Annotated in this window: 15 protein-coding genes; 8 read left to right on the forward strand and 7 right to left on the reverse strand. The window is 68.7% G+C overall.

What is annotated here, in order from left to right:
* Positions 1–34 precede the first annotated feature (34 nt).
* Positions 35–505: a YkvA family protein gene (locus tag LX88_RS40575; RefSeq protein WP_258953067.1), complete on the forward strand. Its 471-nt coding sequence runs from the start codon at positions 35–37 to the stop codon at positions 503–505.
* Here the strand turns inward: LX88_RS40575 and LX88_RS40580 are convergent.
* On the reverse strand, positions 440–925 hold the full coding sequence (locus LX88_RS40580) for a GNAT family N-acetyltransferase (protein ID WP_258953163.1): 486 nt from the start codon (positions 923–925) through the stop codon (positions 440–442). The genes LX88_RS40575 and LX88_RS40580 overlap by 66 nt on opposite strands.
* A 66-nt stretch (positions 926–991) precedes the next feature.
* On the opposite strand from LX88_RS40580, the gene LX88_RS40585 reads away from it, so the two are divergent.
* The 3 genes from LX88_RS40585 to LX88_RS40595 are packed head-to-tail and all read left to right on the forward strand — an operon-like array spanning position 992 to position 4,082.
* The gene (locus tag LX88_RS40585) at positions 992–2,137 is read left to right on the forward strand and encodes a PP2C family protein-serine/threonine phosphatase (RefSeq protein ID WP_258953068.1); all 1,146 of its coding nucleotides are present in this window, start codon (positions 992–994) and stop codon (positions 2,135–2,137) included.
* Positions 2,134–3,645, forward strand: coding sequence for a sensor histidine kinase (locus LX88_RS40590; RefSeq protein ID WP_258953069.1), 1,512 nt, complete (start codon positions 2,134–2,136; stop codon positions 3,643–3,645). The genes LX88_RS40585 and LX88_RS40590 overlap by 4 nt, the downstream gene beginning before the upstream one ends.
* Positions 3,642–4,082, forward strand: a complete 441-nt coding sequence (locus tag LX88_RS40595) for a response regulator (protein WP_258953070.1) — start codon at positions 3,642–3,644, stop codon at positions 4,080–4,082. Before LX88_RS40590 ends, LX88_RS40595 begins: the two co-directional genes overlap by 4 nt.
* Here the strand turns inward: LX88_RS40595 and LX88_RS40600 are convergent.
* From LX88_RS40600 to LX88_RS40620, 5 genes are read right to left on the reverse strand one after another with little or no spacing between them, the layout of a single operon-like run.
* Positions 4,057–4,497 (reverse strand): ClpX C4-type zinc finger protein, encoded by a 441-nt coding sequence (locus tag LX88_RS40600; protein ID WP_258953071.1) that lies wholly within the window; start codon positions 4,495–4,497, stop codon positions 4,057–4,059. The two genes, LX88_RS40595 and LX88_RS40600, sit on opposite strands and share 26 nt — an antisense overlap.
* Before the next feature lie 60 nt (positions 4,498–4,557).
* A complete protein-coding gene (locus LX88_RS40605; RefSeq protein ID WP_258953072.1) occupies positions 4,558–4,704 on the reverse strand; it encodes a hypothetical protein in 147 nt (48 codons plus the stop codon).
* Entirely contained in the window at positions 4,701–5,426 is a 726-nt protein-coding gene (locus LX88_RS40610; RefSeq protein ID WP_258953073.1) for a lysophospholipid acyltransferase family protein, read from the reverse strand. Before LX88_RS40610 ends, LX88_RS40605 begins: the two co-directional genes overlap by 4 nt.
* Positions 5,423–6,412: an MBL fold metallo-hydrolase gene (locus LX88_RS40615; RefSeq protein WP_258953074.1), complete on the reverse strand. Its 990-nt coding sequence runs from the start codon at positions 6,410–6,412 to the stop codon at positions 5,423–5,425. The genes LX88_RS40610 and LX88_RS40615 overlap by 4 nt, the downstream gene beginning before the upstream one ends.
* Before the next feature lie 36 nt (positions 6,413–6,448).
* Positions 6,449–6,718 (reverse strand): GNAT family N-acetyltransferase, encoded by a 270-nt coding sequence (locus tag LX88_RS40620; protein WP_372511525.1) that lies wholly within the window; start codon positions 6,716–6,718, stop codon positions 6,449–6,451.
* A 38-nt stretch (positions 6,719–6,756) separates the two neighbouring features.
* Here LX88_RS40620 and LX88_RS40625 point away from each other — a divergent pair, with 38 nt between their 5' ends.
* From LX88_RS40625 to LX88_RS40640, 4 genes are all read left to right on the forward strand, one after another.
* Entirely contained in the window at positions 6,757–7,734 is a 978-nt protein-coding gene (locus LX88_RS40625) for an LLM class flavin-dependent oxidoreductase (protein ID WP_258953076.1), read from the forward strand.
* 46 nt (positions 7,735–7,780) lie between these two features.
* Positions 7,781–8,266, forward strand: coding sequence for a hypothetical protein (locus LX88_RS40630; RefSeq protein ID WP_258953077.1), 486 nt, complete (start codon positions 7,781–7,783; stop codon positions 8,264–8,266).
* A gap of 291 nt (positions 8,267–8,557) precedes the next feature.
* Entirely contained in the window at positions 8,558–9,244 is a 687-nt protein-coding gene (locus LX88_RS40635) for an ABC transporter ATP-binding protein (protein WP_258953078.1), read from the forward strand.
* Positions 9,237–11,756 carry an ABC transporter permease gene (locus tag LX88_RS40640; RefSeq protein ID WP_258953079.1) on the forward strand — a complete coding sequence of 840 codons (2,520 nt, stop codon included), beginning with the start codon at positions 9,237–9,239 and terminating at the stop codon, positions 11,754–11,756. Before LX88_RS40635 ends, LX88_RS40640 begins: the two co-directional genes overlap by 8 nt.
* Positions 11,757–11,808: 52 nt before the next feature.
* Here the strand turns inward: LX88_RS40640 and LX88_RS40645 are convergent, their stop codons facing one another.
* The gene (locus tag LX88_RS40645; RefSeq protein WP_308203490.1) at positions 11,809–12,648 is read right to left on the reverse strand and encodes a dienelactone hydrolase family protein; all 840 of its coding nucleotides are present in this window, start codon (positions 12,646–12,648) and stop codon (positions 11,809–11,811) included.
* Between the last annotated feature and the right edge of the window lie 121 nt (positions 12,649–12,769).

Raw genomic sequence — 12,769 nt, forward strand, 5'->3', positions numbered from 1 at the left:
TGGCCCGGTCCGGGCCACACCACTAGGGAGCCAGATGGTCGTCTTCGGATCGTTCATCTCGCTGTCGGGTCTGCTGATCCTGTTGTTCCGCAACGCCCCGATGGGCGGGCTGAGCCCGGCGGTCGTCGGCTGGGTGCTGATCCCGCTCGGACTGGTGTTCGCGGGCCTGGGCGTGCTGCGCAACCGCCGCAAGCGCGCGCAGAACGGTCCCGGGCCGGTCGGCAACCCGATCGCACGCCTGAAGGCGTTGCCGCGGCTGTGGAAGACCTGGCGTGGCGGCAAGTACCCGGAGCTGCCGCGCAGCCAGGTCATGATGTGGGCGGTGGCGCTGGTCTACCTCGTGTCGCCGATCGACGTCCTGCCGGAGTTCCTCCCGGTGATCGGGGTGACCGACGACGCGGGTGTGCTCGTGTGGCTGCTCAGCAGTCTGTCGGTGGCCTCAGGCTCGTACCTGCGCTGGGAGAAGGACCATCGCGACACGGGTCGCGGGATCGAGGCCCCGTGAGGCCTCCTCGCGCATGATCTCGGCCAGACCGGGCGAGATGTCCGCCACGGCGCGGAACCCGAGGCGTTCGTAGTACGGCGCGTTCCAGGGCACGTCGCGGAACGTCGTCAGCGTCACAGCGCGCTCGGAGCGGGTGACGTGCTCGATCAGCGCGGCGCCGATCCCCTGGCGCGCGTGCGAGGGGTGCACGCTGACCTGGTGGACGTGCGTCGCGCCGTCGACGTCACCGACGGCGATGAACGCGACGGGCACGCCTTCCGCGCCGATGGCCACCCAGACCTCGCTCTCGGCGAGGTCTGCCAGCGACATCGGGGCGTCGTCGGCGATCTCGGGCATCCCGATGTCGCGGAACGGTTCTCCGGAGGCGTTTTCGATCTCCTGGAGGTACGGCAGTTCGGCTGGTTGGGCGAGACGGATCAACACGCCCGTGATCCTGGTAGGTCGGACGCGAGCGGCGCAGCCGAATAACGTTAAAGTTCCGACCTGATGCGAACGAAGACAGTGCGCGTCCTCCTGGTCGAGGACGACGATGGCGACGCCCTCCTGGTCGAGGCGCTGCTCGAAGAAGCGAGCGCGCCTTTCGTCCTCGCGCGCGCCCACACGCTCGCGGAGGCGGAAAGGCTGCTCTCCGACTCCGAGTGCGTGCTCCTCGACCTGGGACTACCCGACTCACAGGGGCTCGACGGCCTGCACCGGCTGCTGGCCAAACCGAACGCGCCGGCGATCCTGGTGCTGACCGGGCACGACGACGAACGCGAGGGCATCTCCGCGGTCGCCGCCGGCGCCGAGGACTTCCTGATCAAGGGCAAGGTCGACGGCGAACTGCTGCTGCGCGGCGTCCGGTACGCGGTCGAACGCCGCCGCGCCGACGACGCCCAGTTCCAGCTGCGCGAGGCCAAGCTCCTGGCGGCCGAACGGAGCAGGCTCGAACGCGGCCTGCTGCCTCCCCCGCTGCTGCAGAACTCGGACCTGAACCTGGAGGTCCGCTACCAGCCCGGTGGCCAGCGGATGCTCCTCGGCGGCGACTTCTACGACGCGGTCGGCCTGCCGGACGGCACCGTGCACGCGATCATCGGCGACGTCTGCGGCCACGGCCCGGACGAGGCCGCGCTGGGCGTCTGCCTGCGGATCGCGTGGCGCGCCCTGGTCCTCGCCGGCGAACCGGCGGAGAAGGTGCTGCGGACGCTCGACCAGGTGCTGGTCGCGGAACGGCACGGTGAGGGCATCTTCACCACGGCGTGCATGGTCACCGTGGCGCCGGACCGCCGTTCGGCGCGCTACTTCCTCGCCGGGCACCCCGAGCCGCTGATGATGGTCGGCAGGCAGATCGTGGACCTGCCGCCGTCGAAGATCGGTGTGCCGCTCGGCGTGCTGCCCGATTACGCGTGGACCGGGGTGGACGTGCCGCTGCCGTCCGGCTGGTCCCTCGCCTGCTACACGGATGGACTGATCGAGGGCCGGGTACCTGACGACGTCGACCGGCTCGGTGTCGAGCGCCTCTGCGAGATCCTGGCGAGGCACCTGCGGGACGGCCCCGACTGGATGGACTCGGTCATCGCGGAGGTGACAGAGCTGAACGGTGGGGCACTCGACGACGACGTGGCCCTTTTGGTGCTGAAGGACGGAAATTGAACCTGCCGCAAAGGCTTCCGGCGAGTCGCCTGCTGAGCGTCATCGTGGCGATCCTGCTGGCCATGACGGCGGTGGCGATCTCGTCCACGGTCATCGCCCTCGACGCGCTGGCCGGCGCGCGGTCGCGGTCGGTCGACCAGATCGAGCCCGCCGGGCGCCGCGTGAACGAGCTGAACCGCTCGCTGCTGGACCAGGAGACCGGTGTGCGCGGTTTCGTGCTCACCGGCCAGGACGACTTCCTCACGCCGTACCTGGACGGCCAGAAGGCCGAGACCGAGGCCGCCGGGAGCATGCGCGATCTCGTCGGCGACATCGGCGGCCGGGTGAGCCGCATCGAGGCCCTCGCGCGGCAGTGGCGTTCGGAGTACGCGGATCCGACTGTCGCCGGGATCGAGCAGGCCGGCGTCGCCTCCGCGAGCGCGGGCGACATCGAGCGCGGCAAGGTGCTGTTCGACCAGCTCCGCGCCGAGGTGTCGGCGCTGCGCACCGACGTCGCCGGGCTCGCCCGGCAGGCTCGCGAGGAGCTGGAGGACACGGCGAACGTCGTGCTGTGGCTGGTGATCGGCATGGGCGTGCTGCTGGTCGTGGCGATCGGCGGGCTGTCGGTGCTGTTGCACCGCCTGCTGGTCGCGCCCCTGGCGAACCTCGCCGCGCACACCCGGCAGGTGGCGTCGGGCGACTTCGAGCACGAGATCGACGCGGACGGTCCACTCGAGACCGTGATGCTCGGCGAGGACGTGAACGCCATGCGCCGCCGGATCGTGCAGGAGCTCGAGTCGCTGGACCAGCGGTCCGCCGAGCTGCAGCGCTCGAACGCCGAGCTGGAGCAGTTCGCCTACGTGGCCTCGCACGACCTGCAGGAACCGCTGCGCAAGGTCGCGTCGTTCTGCCAGCTGCTGCAACGGCGCTACGGCGGCCAGCTCGACGAGCGCGCCGACCAGTACATCGAGTTCGCCGTCGACGGCGCGAAACGAATGCAGGGCCTGATCAACGACCTGCTGGCGTTCTCCCGCGTCGGCCGGATCACCCGCGAGCGCACCATGATCGACCTGGACGATCTGGTCGGCCACGTGGTGGGGAACTTCTCCGACCGCGTCGAGGAGACCGGCGCCACCATCGTCGTGGGCGATCTGCCCTCCGTGCGAGGTGAGGCGTCTCTGCTCAGCGCGGTGTTCCAGAACCTGATAAGCAATGCGTTGAAGTTCAAGGGACCGTCGGCCCCGGTGATCAACATCGACGCCGAACGCGACGGCGAGGCGTGGAAGTTCTCGGTCCGCGACAACGGGATCGGGATCGAGCCGGAGTACAGTGATCGGATCTTCGTCATCTTCCAGCGCCTGCACCCGAAGGACGCCTATCCGGGCACCGGGATCGGCCTGGCGATGTGCCGCAAGATCGTCGAGTACCACGGTGGCACGATCTGGCTGAAGACCGATGTGGACTCCGGCACCCAGTTCGAGTTCACCCTGCCCGTCGCCGCAGAAGACCTGGTTGAGGTAACCGCATGACTGAAGCACACCTGAACGTGATCGACGTGCTCCTGGTGGAGGACGACCCCGGTGACGCGCTGATGACGCAGGAGGCGTTCGAGCACCACAAGATCCGCAACGTCCTGCACGTGGTGAAGGACGGGGTGGAGGCGCTGGAGTTCCTGCGCCGCGAGGGGCAGTACGAGAACGCGCCGCGACCGGGCCTGATCCTGCTCGACCTCAACCTGCCCCGCAAGGACGGCCGCGAGGTGCTGGGCGAGGTGAAGAACGACCCCGAGCTGCGCTCGATCCCCGTCGTCGTGCTGACGACGTCGGAGGCCGAGGAGGACATCCTGCGCAGCTACAGCCTCTACGCCAACGCGTACGTCACCAAGCCGGTGGACTTCGACAGGTTCATCGACGTCGTCCGCCAGATCGACGACTTCTTCGTCACCGTGGTGAAGCTGCCCCGCTGATCACGGCGGCACTGAAGTCCAGGCAGGACCGGCAGATCTTCGCGTCCGCGCCCTCGTGCACGGGCTTGGTCTCGCTGCAGAACGAGCAGTCGCCGACCTCGCCGGTCCGGGCCTCGGCCACGCACAGGTCGCAGATCAGCGCGGCCGGTCCGGCCATCAGCTTGCCGACGTCGCCGGCGCCGCGACCGCAGAACCAGCACCGTTCGGTCCGCTTGGACTGCTCCACGATCTGATGCACGCGCTGGTGGCTGATCTGCAACGCCTCCGCGATCTCGCGCATCGACCCACCGGCGCGGTGCAGCCGCAGCACGGTGTGGTGGTAGACGGCCTTGGCGATGTCGGCCTGGCTCTGGGCGGCAACGGACGCGGAGCCCGCCGCGCGTGCCGCCACCAGCAGTTCCTCGTCCAACGTCATGCCGTCTACCGTAGCTAGACGCGTCTATGGTGTCTAGACGCGTCTAGTCGAAGTAGACGCTCAGTCGACGCTGCGCACGATCACGGGTTCGTCGGCCTGCACGACCCATTCCTGGGGCTCGCGCGGCTCGGGGATGACCGGCGCCCAGATGCCCGTTCCACCCGGACGACGCTGCCTGCGTAACTCGAATTCCTCTCGCGTGCTCATGCACTCTGGCTACCCGCCTGGGCCGAACGTATGCCTGACAGCATGGTCGTGATGGCCGCCATGACCCGCCGGGTGGCCTCTGCCAGCACTTCCGCGGTGAGTTCGAGGTCGTACAGGTCGGACAGGTCGACCGGAGCGCCCGCGACCACCTCGATCCTCTTGCGCGGCAACAACCGCGGCAGGATCGTGCCCTTGGGCAGCAGGTCCTGCGTGCCCCACTCGGCGACGGGGACGACCGGCACGCGGGACTCCAGCGCCATCCGCGCGACGCCGGACTTGCCCTTCATCGGCCAGTTCTCCGGGTCGTCGGTGAAGGTGCCCTCGGGGAACACCATCACGCACTCGCCGTCGCGCAACGCCTCCACAGCGGGCCTGAGCGCCTCTGAGGCTTTCACCGAACCGCGTTCGACCGGGATGTGACCACCGGAGCGCATGACCCAGCCGAAGACCGGCATGCGCCACAGGGAGGCCTTCGCGAGCACGCGCGGCACCCGGTTCGACATCAGCGCGAACACCACGGCCGCCACGGTGTCCGCGTTGGACAGGTGGTTGAACGCGAGGATCACACCGCCGTTGCCCGGCACGTGCTGCTTGCCGCGCACCCTGAGCCGCACGAACAGCACCACGACGGGCCACAGGACGTCGATCGCCAGCGAGAACCAGAAGCCTCTCCCCCTGCGGGGCATCTTCCAGGTCCAGGCGGCCAGCTCGAGCGGTGTCACACCTGGTATTCGAGCACGCCGGCGTTCGAAGTTCGGGTCAATTCGCCACGTTCGACCAGAACGTCGAGGTGCGCGGCCGTCTCACCGATGGCCAGCACCTGGTTGAACATGTCGAGGTCGTCGAACCGGCGCTGGCGGCGGGTCCAGCCGATCTTGCGCGCGGTCTCGAACGCGCTGCCCGCGACCGCCCTGAGGATCTCCTCCAGGCGCTGCTCGTGGAACTGCAGCAGCTCGTCGACGCGGGCGTGCGAGCTGTCGGTCACCGGGCCGTGCGCGGGCAGCAGCTTGAGGTCCGGCAGCTGGCGGGTGAGCCGCAGCGACGTCATGTAGTCACCGAGCGGCAGTTCGGGCCGCAGCGGCTCGAAGCCGATCGACGGCGTGATGTGCGGGAGCACGTGGTCACCGGAGAACAGCACCTTCGCGGTGTGGTCGACGAACACGACGTGGCCGCGGGTGTGGCCGGGCGTCGGGACGATCTCCAGCTCGCGGTGCTCCAGGCCGACCGTGCTGCGGACGAGCCACTCGTCGGGCTCCTCGTAGTCGCGCAGCGCCTCACCGCGGTCGACGTGGTGCATGATCTTGATCCACGTCTCGGCCAGCTCGCTCGCGCCCCACTTGCGCAGGTCGTCGACGTGCTGGTCGTCCTGGCCGTGCAGCATGTGCCGCAACGACGGCTGCTCGCCGAGGCCCAGCCCGATCTTGCTGCCGAACGTCCTGCGCAGCGACACCGCCATCGTGAAGTGGTCGCGGTGGACGTGCGTGATGAGGAACCGCTTGATGTCCTCGAAGCCCTTGTCCAACGTGCCCAGGGCCGCCTCGAGCTGGTCACGCGCCTCGTCCAGCGCCCAGCCGGAGTCGACCATGACCAGGCCGTCGCCGTCCTCGATCGCGTAGACGTTGACCGCGCGCAGGCCGTCGTTCGGCAGCGGCAGCGGAATCCGGTGCACACCTGGTGCGACCTCGAACGCGCCCGGCTCACTCCACACGCTCGCCACCTCGTTGTTAGCGACAGCAACTAATTACTACCGGATAGTAACTCGGTATTCAGGGTGCTTGTCGATGTACTTCGCCACGAACGGGCACAACGGGGAGATCTTGACATCCCGAGCCACCACGTCGTCCAGCGCGTACTTCACGAGCTGGGCGCCGAGGCCCTGACCTGCGTAGGCCTCGTCGACCTCGGTGTGCACGAGCGCGAGGACGCCCGCGACGTCGCGGTATTCCAGGCAGCCGGCGAGCTCGCCGTCGACGTGGATCTCGTAGCGGCTCTCGGCCTTGTTGTTGGTGACCACATCAACCATCTTGCCCCGGAAGATGGAAAATGGCGCGCATGGACGTCTACCTCCTGATCCTGGGTGACCACCTGCCCAACCCGTGCACCGGGCAGGAGGTCCCCCAGGCCGACCGCCTGCGGGCGATGGTCGAGCAGGCGGTGGTGGCCGAGGAGTCGGGGTTCGCGGGCGTCGCGATCGGCGAGCACCACTTCACCCGCTACATCGTGTCCGCGCCCGAGCTGCTGCTGGCGGCGGTGGCGGCGCGGACGAGCAGGCTGCGGCTGTCGACCGGCGTGACGCTGCTGGCCCACCGCGACCCGGTGCTGGTGGCCGAGTCGCTGGCGACGCTGGACGTGCTGTCGAACGGGCGCGCCGAGCTCATCGTGGCGCGCGGGGTGGACCAGCAGACCGACGCGGCGTTCGGCGTGCAGCCGGGCGAGCTGCGGGCGCGGTTCGAGGAGCACCTGCGGTTGCTGCTCAAGCTGCTGGAGGAGCCGTCGGTGAGCTGGGACGGGCGGTTCCGCGGCCAGCTGAGCGACGTGACGACGACGCCGCGGCCGGTGCAGACACCACGGCCGACGGTGTGGATCGGGTCGGGGTCGGCGGTGTCGGCGGACCTGGGCGCCGAACTGGAGATGCCGCTGATGCTGCCGTCGACGTTGCGCGATCCGTCGATCTACCTCGAGGTGGTCGAGCGGTACCGCGAGCACTTCCCCGCCGGACGCGTCGGCGTGCCCAGCCACGTCTTCGTGGCGCGGGAGGACGCGCGGGAACGCTGGCGGCCGCACCTCGCCGAGTACGCGCGGTTCGCGGACCCGTGGCGGGGGGACGGCGACATCGACGTCGACTCGATCATGGACGGCGCGGCCGTGTGCGGGACACCGGACGAGGTGGCGGCACGGCTGAACGAGCTGGCGGAGCACCTGTCGATCGACACGCACCTGGTGATGGTGGACATCGGCGGCATGCCGCACGACTCGGTCGTCGAGACGATCCGCCTCTTCGGCGCCGAGGTGCTTCCGAAACTTGTTTAACGCAAGCGCCGCAACGGGTTAACACTCGGCGAGCAGGATGAACGGTGTGGGCATCACCGTCATCGGCATCACGCATCCTGGGCAGGCCGGGGCACTCCCCGGCGGCACGAACGTGCTGGTGCTGGCCGACGACGGCACGTACGCCGACGAGTTCCTCGACACCGACTTCGGCGCGCACCAGCTGGTGGTGCGCGCCCACGGGCGCGGGTCGGCGTTCTTCGGCGTGGCGGACAAAGCCCGTGAGTTGGGTGCGGAACGGATCCTCTTCGGTGGCACGTACGACACCGCCGCCTCCATGGCCACCGGAGAGGACCCCGTGCTCGTCCTGGGCGTGCGACCGCCGGGCGGCCCGATCGCGTTCAACGCGGCGTTCGGCGAGTGGCTGGCCCGCTGGCCGAGGCCCGCGAGCGCCTACCGCGGCGACGTGGACCACTGGCTGGCCGAGAACGCGTTGCGCGAAGGCCTCCGCGTGGAATTGGTTTCATGGCTGATGGAACCGACCGTCCCCATGCGACGGAAGTTGACGGCCTAGTCATCCGAAGACGGAAGACACTGTGCCATCGGTGAAATATCGTTCCTCTCGCGCCACGCGTTGATGTGCACGCACCGGAGTCGACGGGTTTCTCAGCGTGTCCGCCTGGGGGTGGGGACACGGTGATTCAGGGTTCATCTCAGGGGAGAACCTGACCCTGCGGTGCGGTGCCTTCGCGGAAGATGATGCGCACAAGAGAGCCACAGAGGGGAACAGCGAGTGAGCGCGTCCGATGGAGTCGCGGCCAGAGCCGTCGACGTTTGGAAGTCTTACGGGTCCGGCGACGCTGCCGTGACCGCGCTCGCGGGGGTGAGCGTCGACCTGGACAAGTCCAGGTTCACCGCGATCATGGGCCCGTCGGGGTCGGGCAAGTCGACGTTGATGCACTGCCTCGCGGGGCTCGACGACGTCACCAGCGGTGAGGTGTGGGTCGGTGGCACGAAGGTCACCGGGCTGAAGGACCGCGGGCTGACGGAGCTGCGGCGGGACAAGGTCGGTTTCATCTTCCAGCAGTTCAACCTGCTGCCGACGCTGACCGCCGAGGAGAACATCACGCTGCCGCTCGCGATCGGCGGCAAGAAGGTCGACAAGGAGTGGTTCGACGTCGTGGTCGACACGGTGGGCCTGAGGGACAGGCTGACCCACCGGCCGACGCAGCTCTCGGGTGGTCAGCAGCAGCGCGTCGCCTGTGCGCGTGCGCTGGTGTCGCGCCCTGACGTCGTGTTCGCGGACGAGCCGACCGGCAACCTGGACTCGCAGTCCGGTGCCGAGGTGCTCGGGTTCCTGCAGCGGTCCGCCCGCGAGTTCGGGCAGACGATCGTGATGGTCACGCACGACCCGAACGCCGCTTCGTACGCCGACCGCGTCATCTTCCTCAAGGACGGCCACATCGTCCGCGAGCTGCTGTCGCCGTCGGCCGAAGAGGTCCTCGACACGATGAAGCACCTCGACTCCGTTGTCGCGGTGCCGCATGTTTAAGGCGACTCTCAAGAGCCTGCTGTCGCGCAAGCTCCGGCTGGTGCTGTCCGCGCTCGCGGTGGTGCTGGGCGTGATGTTCGTGTCCGGTTCGTTCGTCCTGACCGACACGCTCCAGCGGTCGTTCACCGACCTGTTCTCGTCGGCCTTCGCCAACGTGGACGTGTCGGTGACGCCGAAGGCGGAGAAGGGCAAGGAGCCCGTACCGCTGACGCCGCAGGCGATCTCGGACGTGAAGTCGGTGCCGGGCGTGTCGTCGGCCATCGGTGACGTGCAGGGCTCCGCGCGGCCGATCGGCAAGAACGGCAAGGTCATCACCACGTCGGGCTCGCCGCGGTTCGGTTTCAACTGGACCGGCACGGGCCAGGAGAAGATACGCGACGGCAAGGCCCCCGCCGGTGAGAACGAGGTCGCCCTCGGCGCTTACCTCGCGACGACCGGTGATTTCAAGGTGGGCGACGACATCGCGCTGCTGACCCTGGAGCCCAAGAAGACCTTCAAGATCACCGGCATCTACGAGTACGCGGGCGGCCGTGACTCGCTGGGCGGCGAGCTCTCGGTGGCGTTCACCGAGCCGGTCGCGCAGCAGTTGTTGCTGGGCAAGAAGGACGTGTTCTCGGGCATCACCGTCACGGCGGCCCAGGGCACCACGGACGACGCGCTGCGCGACGCCGTCGCGGCCAAGCTGGGCTCCGGCTACGACGTCAAGACCGGTGCGGTGCTGGCGAAGGAGCAGGCCGACCAGATCAACGAGGGCCTGAAGTTCTTCAACTACGTGCTGCTCGGGTTCGCCGGCATCGCGTTGTTCGTCGGCATCTTCATCATCCTCAACACGTTCTCCATCATCGTCGCCCAGCGCACCAGGGAACTGGCGCTGCTGCGGTCGATGGGCGCCTCACGCGGCCAGGTCATCGGGTCCGTGGTGCTGGAGGCGTTGGTGATCGGCCTGATCGCGTCGATCGTCGGCCTCGGGGCCGGCATCGGCATCGGCGCGTTGCTGGCGAAGATCTTCAGCTCGGTGGGCGGCACCGACCTGCAGCTCGCGAGCATCGGCGTGCCGATGACGGCGATCATCTCGTCGTTCGCGGTGGGCATGATCGTCACCGTGGTCGCGGCCGTCATGCCGGCGCTGCGGGCGTCGCGGATCGCGCCGGTCGCGGCGATGCGCGAGGCGGCCACGCCGGACCGTCCGCTCACGAAGATCACGATCACCGGTGCCCTGGTGGCCGCCGCGGGCGGCACGTCGCTGGCGTTCGGCTTCAACCAGGCCTCGCTGCCGCTGATCTTCGGCGGCATCCTGGTGGCGTTCGTCGGTGTCGCACTGCTGACGCCGATCATGTCCAAGCCAATGGTGTCGCTGATCGGCCGCCTGCTGTCGTGGTCGATGCCGGGCCTGCTGGGCCGCCGCAACTCCGCGCGCAACCCGCGGCGCACCGCGATCACCGCTGCCGCGCTGATGGTCGGCATCTCGCTGATCACCGGTGTGAGCGTGGTGCTGACGTCGGCGACCAAGTCGATCGAGAAGCTGGCCACCGGTCAGCTGCAGACCGACCTGATCGTCTCCGGCGAGGGCCAGATGGAGGGCGAGCCCGCCACGTTCCGGCGGGACGTCCTGACGAAGATCGAGAAGACCGACGGCGTCAAGTCGGCGGTCGGCTGGTCGCAGGACGGCGTGCTCGAGGGCGAGAACCAGCTGTTCGCCGTCGGCGTCACGGACATGCCCGCGATGGCGACGATGTTCGCGCTGAAGCCGAAGTCCGGCACCATCGCGCCGCTGAAGGACGACCAGCTCGCGCTGCCGGAGGAGATGGCGGCCGAGAAGGGCTGGTCGGTCGGCAGCAAGGTCACGCTGCAACTGGCCAAGGGTGAGCCGAAGACCTACACCGTCGGCTTCATCTGGGTGAAGTCGCAGGTGCTGCAGGGCGCGCTGGTGCTGCCGGAGTCGGCTTCCGCGAACTTCCGGTCCGACCAGATCGCCCAGGCGTTCGTCCAGGTCTCGCCGGGCGTGTCCGCGGCGGACGTGCAGAAGCGCGTCGAACCGCTGTTCGCGGACAACCCGGAGATCACCGTCCAGGACCGCAGCGCGTTCGTGAAGCAGACGACCTCGCAGTTCGACACGGTCCTACTGATGATCCAGATCCTGCTGGCGCTGGCGATCCTGATCGCCGTCCTCGGCGTCATCAACACCCTGGCGCTGTCGGTGATCGAGCGGACCCGCGAGCTGGGGCTGCTGCGGGCCATCGGCATGCGGCGGTCGCAGGTGATGCGGATGATCACCGTCGAGTCGGTGGTGATCTCGGTGTTCGGCGCGGTGCTCGGCCTCGCGGTCGGCCTCGCACTGGGCATCGCGACCGTGCAGGCGCTGAAGGACCAGGGCATCTCCGAGATCGGACTGCCCTGGATGACCATGGTCCAGTACCTGGTGGTGGCGGCGTTCGTCGGCGTGATCGCGGCGATCCTGCCGGCGATCAGGGCCGCGCGTCTGAACGTGCTGGACGCGATCGCGTACGAGTAGGCAGTGAGAAGGGGCTGTGCCACGCCGTCGCGTTGTGGCACAGCCCCTTTTCTCATGCGTGCGGGCAGGTGTCGCGGTAGGCCGAGATCAAGGTGTTCGGCGCAGGCGCCGGGCACAGGAACTGGTCGTACCGCACGTCGTCGTCCACGAAGCGCTTCAACCACGACAGCGTGTACTTGCGAACGGTCACGTTGTCGCTGCGAGGCGCCGAGTGGTCACCACCGCGCAGCTCCAGGAACGCCTTGTCCGGTGCGGCCGTGATCGAGTTGTAGAACGGTGTGGAGTGCTGCGAGTTGGGTGCGGTGGGGTCGTTCTGGCCGCCGAGCACCAGGGTCGGCACCCGGACCGTGGACCAGCTCTTGGTGGTGTGCCAGCCGGCCATCGGGATCGAGGCCTGCAGGGCGGGACGGGTCGCGGAGGCGCGCAACGCTCCCCCGCCGCCCATGGAGTGGCCCATCACGGAGAGGCGCGAGGCGTCGACGCGGGGGTTCGTGCGGACCACGTAGTCCAGTGCCGCCAGCAGCTGGCGGCCTCGGCTGTCGGGGTCGTCGAAGCCGGACAGGGTGTTGATGGTGATCACGACGAACCCGTAGGACGCCAGGCGCGGGCCGAAGTGCGCGACCGAGGTCTGGGTGGCGGTGAAGCCGGGTGAGACGGCGACAGCGCCGAACGTGAGATCGCTGGTCGGGGTGTAGACGGTGCCGCCGCCGAAGTTCGACTGGCGGGCGACGGCCGCGGACGTCACGGCGAACGTGCCTCGGGAGGCCTCGACCGACGCGGCCGTGGGTGCGGGGCCGCGTTCGTAGGGGTTTGCCGCCGCGGTGGCGACGGCAGGGGCGGTGGCTGGGATCAGCGCCAGGACCAGCGCCGCAAGCATGGGTTTGATGCGCACGACGAAGACACCTCGAATGGTTGCAGGGGAACCAAAAGCGACGGCGAGCCACACGCTACCGCCCAGTAGCCTCCGTGGGATTCGGCCACATGGATGGTTACGGGGACGTTTCGACGCTGTT

This window comes from Lentzea californiensis, assembly GCF_024648825.1.
Lineage (GTDB): Bacteria > Actinomycetota > Actinomycetes > Mycobacteriales > Pseudonocardiaceae > Lentzea > Lentzea californiensis.